We start from the raw sequence: 6712 nt of genomic DNA on the forward strand, positions 1-6712 counted from the left end.
GGATCTCGCGTTCGGGATCCACCAGGCCCTGCGCCAACAGGTAGGGCGGAATGCGGGTCGTCTTGCCCGAGCCCGGCGTGGCCTGGACGATGAGGCTCGGCGCCTCGCGCAGTGCCGCCGCGATCTGCGGCAGCAAGGGATCGATGGGCAGGGCTTGGAGTTTCGGCATAGGTCTATAAACGATCGACGAAGAAGGCCCTCACCCCGCTCATCGCCATCTGGGCCCCGATCGCCAGGAGGATCAGACCCATGAAGCGGGAGATCAGCTTCTGGGCGCGAACGCTGAGCCATTTCTCCATCATGACGGAGGCCCGCAGGGAGAACCATAAGATCACCGCGTTGAGCAGGATCGCGCCTAAGACCACCAGCAAGTTCACGACGCCCTCGTCGCGGGTGGTCAGCGTGATCGCCGTGGTGATGGCGCCGGGCCCCGTGACGATCGGCATGACGAAGGGCACCAGCAGGCCGACCGATTCGGCGGGGTTGACGTTGGCGGCGGAAGGCTCCTTCGCGGTCTGCGCCTCCCCCCAGAGCATGCGGAAGCCGACCGTCATGATGACCAAGCCGCCCGCCGCCTGGAAGGCGGAGGTGGAGATCCCGAAGGCCATCAGGATATAGCGGCCAACCAGGGCCGAGACCGTCAGGATGGTGAAAGCGTAAAAGGTGGCCTTGAGCGCCGCCTGCCGCAGCTGCGCGGGCGTCGCCCCCTGCGTGAAGGTGGGAAAGAACTGCGCGGCCTCGAGGGGGTTGACCATCGCCACCAGGGCGACGGTGGCATGGAGGAAGTAATGCAGGTATTCCATCGGCCGGTTATATTCTGGCGGCGCGGCCCGCGGCAAGTTTTTGTATGGAATCCCGTCGGGATTTTCGCTAGCTAGAAGGCATGAAATCGCAAGCCCAATACCGCGGAACCCACGATTACGTCGCCTCCGACGAACTCCAACAGGTCGTCAACGTCTCGCTCGCCATCGGCCGCCCTCTCCTGCTCAAGGGCGAGCCCGGCACCGGCAAGACGCTCTTGGCCGCCTCCATCGCCGAGTCTCTCGGCCGGCCGCTGCTGCGCTGGAACATCAAGTCCACCACCAAGGCGGTCGACGGACTCTACGTCTACGACACCGTCCAGCGCCTCAACGACAGCCGCTTCGGTGGCGGCGACGTCTCCGACATCAAGCGCTACATCAAGCTGGGCAAGCTGGGCGCGGCCTTCGCCGCGCCGGATCCCGTGGTCCTCTTGATCGACGAGGTCGACAAGGCCGACCTCGAGTTTCCCAACGACCTCTTGGCCGAGCTCGACGAGATGCGCTTCACCATCCCCGAGACCAACGAGGAGATCGCCGCCCGGCACCGGCCGATGGTGGTCATCACCTCCAACTCCGAAAAGGAGCTGCCCGACCCCTTCCTGCGCCGCTGCGTCTTCCATTTCATCGAGTTCCCCGACGAGGCCATGATGGCGCGGATCGTGAAGGTCCACTTCCCCGACCTGGACGCTAAGCTGATGGAGGCCGCGATCCGCAAGTTCTACGAGGTGCGGCGCCTGCCGAACCTCAAAAAGGCGCCCTCCACCTCCGAGCTGATCGACTGGATCCATGCCCTGCTGGCGATGGGCCTGGACGGGAAAAGGGTTTTGGAAGAGACGCCCTTGATCGGCGTCTTGCTGAAGAACGAGCAGGACGTCCTGAAGCCGAAGGTGACCAAGTTGCGGCGGCCCTAAATGCTCCTCGCCTTTTTCTACACCCTCCGCGCCCTCAAGATCCCCGTCGGGACCCAGGAATGGCTGCGCCTGATGGAGGCCCTCTCCCGGGACTTGGCCGACTCCTCCCTCGACAAGTTTTACGTCCTGGCCCGCGCCCTCCTCGTCAAGTCCGAGGCCCTCTACGACGCCTACGACCAGGCCTTTCTGATGTGCTTTCAGGGCGCGGAGGCCGACGCGCGCTTCAAGCAGGAGCTGCTGGACTGGCTGAACCGCGTCGTCGACCCCGAGCAACGCCCGCAGCTCCCCGACATCGACCCCCTCGAGCTGGAGGAACTGCGCCGCCGCTTCCGCGAGCGCCTCCAGGAGCAGACCGAGGCCCACCACGGCGGCAATTATTGGATCGGCTCCGGCGGCACCTCGCCCTTCGGCCACTCCGGCGCCCACCCCTCCGGCATCCGGATCGGCGGGCCGGGCGGCGGGCGCATGGCGGTGAAGGTCGCCGAGGAGCGCCGCTTCCGCAACTACCGCCACGACCGCATCCTGGAGACGCGCCAGCTGAAGGTCGCCCTCAAGCGCCTGCGCCGCCTCGAGGCCGTCGGCGTCGCGCAAGAGCTGAACGTCGAGAAGACCATCGACAAGACCTGCCGCAACGCCGGCGAGATCGACCTGGTCTTCACGCCGCCGCGCAAAAATCAGGCCGAGCTGCTCCTGTTGATGGACGTCGGCGGCAGCATGGACCCCTATGCCCGGATGGTCGAGGCGCTCTTCTCCGCGGCCCACGCCTCGCAGCACTTCAAGGCCTTCAAGCATTTCTATTTCCACAACTGCATCTACTCGCGGCTCTTCGTGGACGCCAAGCTCCGCGACTACGTCACCACCGAAGATCTCTTCCGCCGCTACCGCCGCAGCTTCCACGTCATCGTGGTCGGCGACGCCTGCATGAACCCCTACGAGCTCTTCGTCCCCAACGGTTCCATCGACTACTGGGAGCGCAACGCCGAGCCCGGCATCGCCTGGCTGCGGCGCCTGCGCGAGCATTACCCCTCGATCGTCTGGCTCAACCCCGAGCCGCGCGAGTACTGGGACGGCCACCCGACCATCCACGCGGTCTCCCAACTGATCCGCATGTTCCCCTTGAGCGTCGAGGGCCTGACCGAGGCCGTCGACAACCTGCGCAAGGCCGTGGTCCCGCCGCCGGAGGCCCTCCAAAATAAAAATTTCCCCTTCCACCCCCCGGTGCTATAATCGCGCGGAAATCCCGAAAAATCCCGGAGGTGACTATGAGCGCATCCAAAGACCCCTTCGCCAAGCATACCGCCGAATTCCGCGAGAAGGCCGCGACCCTCGGCCACGACGTCCAAGAGCTGGGCAAGACCACCCGCGACTTGGCCCACGACACCGTCGGCATGATCCGAGAAAACGCCAGCGAGTATTACCAGCAGGGCCTGAAAAAGGCGCAAAGCCTGGAAAAAGACCTGGAGACCAAGATCAAGGAAAATCCCCTGCAGGCCCTGCTCATCGCGGCGGGCGTCGGCTTCGTCCTGGGCGCCCTCTGGAAGCGGCGATGACCGATCCCCTGGGACCCGAGACCGCCGCCGCGCCGGAGGACAAAGAGACCTTCGAGGCGATGGAGCAGTTGCCGCGGCAGCTCCAAGAAATCTGGGAACACCTGGGCTCCTACCTGGGCGCCAAGTGGGCCCAGAGCAAGGGCGATTTGCGCAACGGCCTCTTGGCCTTCGCCCTCTGGGCCCTGCTCATCCTTTTGTTCAGCGGCGTCTTCCTGATCGCCATCGCCTTCGTCTTCTACGGCAGCGCCCTGGCCTTGGCCGAGCTCCTCGGCGGCCGACCTTGGGCGGGCTTCCTCGTCTCGGGCGGCATCCTGCTCGCCGTCGGCGCCCTTTACATCCGTTGGAAGCTGAGCTCCCTGCGCCGGACCGCCTTAGAGAAAAAAATTAAGGATTATGAGCAAAAGCTCGAACGACAAAAGGAAAAATACGGAATCAACGCCCTGGAGCGGGCCGCGACCGCGGACTGAGCGCGAGCTGCTCGAGCTGGAGGCCGCGACCGCCAAGTCCGCCCTGGCCCAGTCCGCGAAGGCCGCGGCGCGCAATCTCGTTCGGGTCGCCGATCCGCGCGCCTGGACCGAGGATTATCCTTGGAAGAGCACCGGGATCGCCGCGGTCGCCGGCTTCTTCGTAGCCGCCCGCAGCGGAGGCCCGCCCGCCGCCAAGGGCGAGGCCGAACCTGCTTCCGGAACGCGCGAGGCCTCCGGTGCCTCTCCGTGGGACCTGGTGACCTCGCTGCTGCTCAGCAGCGGGACCGACGCGCTCAAGGGCGTCCTCACCCCGTGGCTTGCGCAAAAAATCCAACAGACCTTGGAAAAACGCGGGAGCGACGCATCGCCGCCGCCCTCCCAGCCGGACCCAGCCGCCGAGACCGTTTAAGATTTAGAACCGCGCCGGTCTTCCATCCTGGCAAGGATCCGCTCCGCCTCGCCCTCTTCCACCACGACGAAGCGAAGCTCCTCCGGCTCGTAGGCCAGTACCTCCGCTCGCGCGATGTCGAACCACCAGCCGTGGATCATCAGCTCCCCGGCCTCCAGGCGTTCTTTCACGAAGGGATAGGAGGCGACGTGCTCCATCTGGACCAAGACATTGAGCTGGGAGAGTCGGTTGACCGGGCTGAGCGCGGGATCCTTAGGGGCCTGGGAAACCTGCTTGAGGGTGGCCTCGCCGTGGCGCAGCCAATCCTGCAGGTGGGGCTCCCCTGCCGGCGGGCCCTCCAACAGGGCCCGCATCGCGCCGCACTCGGAATGGCCGCAAATAATGATGTCCTTGACGCCCAAGTTCTTCACCGAGAACTCGAGGGCCGCGGCGGCGGAGCCGCGCGGCTCCTCCGGCTTGTCCGGGAGGCAGGCCGGGATAAGGTTGCCGACGTTGCGCAGGACGAAGAGATCGCCCGGGTTGGTCGAGGCGAAGAGGTTCGGGACCACGCGGCTGTCCGAGCAGGCGACGAAGAAAGAGTCCGGTTTTTGCTCGAGGGCCAACTTGGCGAAGACCTCGCGCTGGGCGGGTTGCAGGTTTTTGCGGAATTCGACGATGCCTTTTAACAGCTTTCTCATGGATTCACCTCAATGAGGCTAGGCGCTAGCCGCCCCGCCGGAAAATTTCAAGCGTTCCATGAAATAGCCCAGACAGTCCTGCCGGACCACCTCGCGGTTCAAGGTGAACATCGAGGGCATGAGCGGGAGCTTCGTCCGGATCTCGCCGGCCCGGTAATCCAGATAGCGCTCGCCGACGTCGCGACCCGCCTCGTCCGAAACGACCAACCGTCCGCCTTCCTCCGCGGCCAGCCAGCCCAAGAGCGTCCCCGGCGGCAGCTCCGTGAAGTTCATGTGGTCGAGGTTCTCCCGCAGCCGGACCTGCGCCGCCTCCGCGCCGAAGCCGAAGCTCAAGTAATCGGGCACCTTGACCACGGCCACCGTGTGGTAGAGGTCGAGGTCGCGCTCCGGGACCGGATGCTCGGGGATCTCTGCCAGGTGCAGGCAGGCGTCGAGGTAGTCCCGGGCGTGGGCGATGCCGCGCGGATCGCCGGGCTGGCCGCACTCGAGGACGACGGCGGGACAGAGCTCGGCGAAGGCGGAAGTCTGCACCCCCTCCGGCTTGGTAAAATAGACCACGGTGCGGCCGAAGAGGACGGCCAGGTGGAAGAAGCGGTGGTCGAGGTGATTTACGCAGGCGTAGTGCGGGTTCACGCCCGTGTTGTTGTGCACGTCGACGCTGGCGAAGACCCCGCGCGCCCGCATCGCCTCGAGGATTTGGTGGGTCATCGCGTGCTCCGGCGTCGTGCCGGCCTGCCAGACGCGGTTGAAGTCCGGCTGGCCGTCGAGGCGCCGCCTCCCCTCCCGCGCCGCCTGGACGTTGCCGATGAAGACCGACAGCGCGCGCGGCAGGCCGGGCCCCTCGTAGCGGGAGAGCAGCTCGCGCAGCGCCTCCCAACCGGTGGTCTCATTGCCATGCAGCAGGACCGAGACGAAGAGCGGCGCCTCGCGCCGCCCGCTCAGGTGGATCAGCGTGGGACCCGACAAGACCTCGTGAAGGGACTCGGCGGGCCGTTGCAGCAATCCCTCGGGAATTTTCTCCAAGACCTGCAACATCACAGCCCCCACTCGTGCACGGGCCTGCCGGAGCGCTGGCCTTGCCCATAGGCCTCGACCAATCGGCTAAAATCCGCACCGTACCGCGCCACGAAGGCGCGCTGCCAGGCGGCTCCGTTTTGCCCGCCGCGCAGGCGCGGAAACAAGACCTCTTCCAAGTAATAGGCGATGTCTTCGGGGTCCAGGCCCAGGCCGCGCAGGCCCTGGCGAGCCAGGGGCAGGAGCTCGCCCAGCCATAGTTCCCGCAACGGGGCGCGGCGGCCGTCGAGCCAGAGGACCTCGGCATTCAGGCCCCCTTCGGCGGCGGCGTAGAAATTCGCGCGGGCCGCCTCGAAGCTCAGGCGGGACTCCGGCGGCCGCTCGTCTTGCGCCAAACCGTGGACCAAGCCGAGATAGGCGGCGATATTGGCCACCACGTCCGGGACGCTGGGCCCCGCGGCCATCACGCGATGTTCGATGCGCAGGCGGATCGCGCCCGAGGCGTCGGGCGCGACGATGGGCCGGTTCCAGCGCCAGATCGTGCCGTTGTGCAGGCGCAGGTGGGGAAAGGTCTCGGCGGTGTCTTCCAGCCTGGCCGGGAGCATCACAGGATACTCGCGCAGATTTTCTAAAAATAATTCGTAGAGGGAGTCCCGCACATAGCCTCCGCCGAAGGTGACGCGGCCGAGCGGGGGATTGCAGCCCACGGCCTGCTCGAAGAGCGGGATGCGTGTCTCCGCCCAGAGGTCCTTGCCGAAGAGATAGGGAGAATTCGCCGCGAGGCCCACCATCGGCGCCGAGGCGACGAGGGCCGCGTTGAAAAAGCGCCGCGAACGGGCAAGCGGCACCTGCAGGTGGACCTGCAGGAGGTCCCGCTGGCGGCG

The 6712-nt window shown here is 66.1% G+C and carries 8 protein-coding genes; 5 read left to right on the plus strand and 3 right to left on the minus strand.

Annotated elements, in window-relative coordinates; translation table 11 throughout:
* Nucleotides 1–173: 173 nt before the first annotated feature.
* A complete protein-coding gene (locus FBR05_14005) occupies nt 174–803 on the minus strand; it encodes a MarC family protein (protein MDL1873290.1) in 630 nt (209 codons plus the stop codon).
* Nucleotides 804–883: 80 nt separating this feature from the next.
* Here FBR05_14005 and FBR05_14010 point away from each other — a divergent pair, with 80 nt between their 5' ends.
* From FBR05_14010 to FBR05_14030, 5 genes are read left to right on the plus strand one after another with little or no spacing between them, the layout of a single operon-like run.
* Nucleotides 884–1711, plus strand: a complete 828-nt coding sequence (locus tag FBR05_14010) for a MoxR family ATPase (protein MDL1873291.1) — start codon at nt 884–886, stop codon at nt 1709–1711.
* Nucleotides 1712–2938: a VWA domain-containing protein gene (locus tag FBR05_14015; protein ID MDL1873292.1), complete on the plus strand. Its 1227-nt coding sequence runs from the start codon at nt 1712–1714 to the stop codon at nt 2936–2938.
* Between the two features lie 35 nt (nt 2939–2973).
* Nucleotides 2974–3261: a DUF883 family protein gene (locus tag FBR05_14020; protein MDL1873293.1), complete on the plus strand. Its 288-nt coding sequence runs from the start codon at nt 2974–2976 to the stop codon at nt 3259–3261.
* On the plus strand, nt 3258–3728 hold the full coding sequence (locus FBR05_14025; GenBank protein ID MDL1873294.1) for a hypothetical protein: 471 nt from the start codon (nt 3258–3260) through the stop codon (nt 3726–3728). The genes FBR05_14020 and FBR05_14025 overlap by 4 nt, the downstream gene beginning before the upstream one ends.
* Complete coding sequence (locus tag FBR05_14030; GenBank protein ID MDL1873295.1) at nt 3655–4137, plus strand: hypothetical protein; 483 nt, start codon at nt 3655–3657, stop codon at nt 4135–4137. Before FBR05_14025 ends, FBR05_14030 begins: the two co-directional genes overlap by 74 nt.
* Here FBR05_14030 and FBR05_14035 read toward each other — a convergent pair.
* Nucleotides 4134–4814: a carbonic anhydrase gene (locus FBR05_14035; protein MDL1873296.1), complete on the minus strand. Its 681-nt coding sequence runs from the start codon at nt 4812–4814 to the stop codon at nt 4134–4136. The two genes, FBR05_14030 and FBR05_14035, sit on opposite strands and share 4 nt — an antisense overlap.
* A gap of 18 nt (nt 4815–4832) precedes the next feature.
* Nucleotides 4833–5849, minus strand: a complete 1017-nt coding sequence (locus tag FBR05_14040; GenBank protein MDL1873297.1) for a peptidase M14 — start codon at nt 5847–5849, stop codon at nt 4833–4835.
* Nucleotides 5850–6712 lie beyond the last annotated feature (863 nt).

It is taken from the genome of Deltaproteobacteria bacterium PRO3 (assembly GCA_030263375.1).
GTDB lineage: Bacteria > UBA10199 > UBA10199 > DSSB01 > DSSB01 > DSSB01.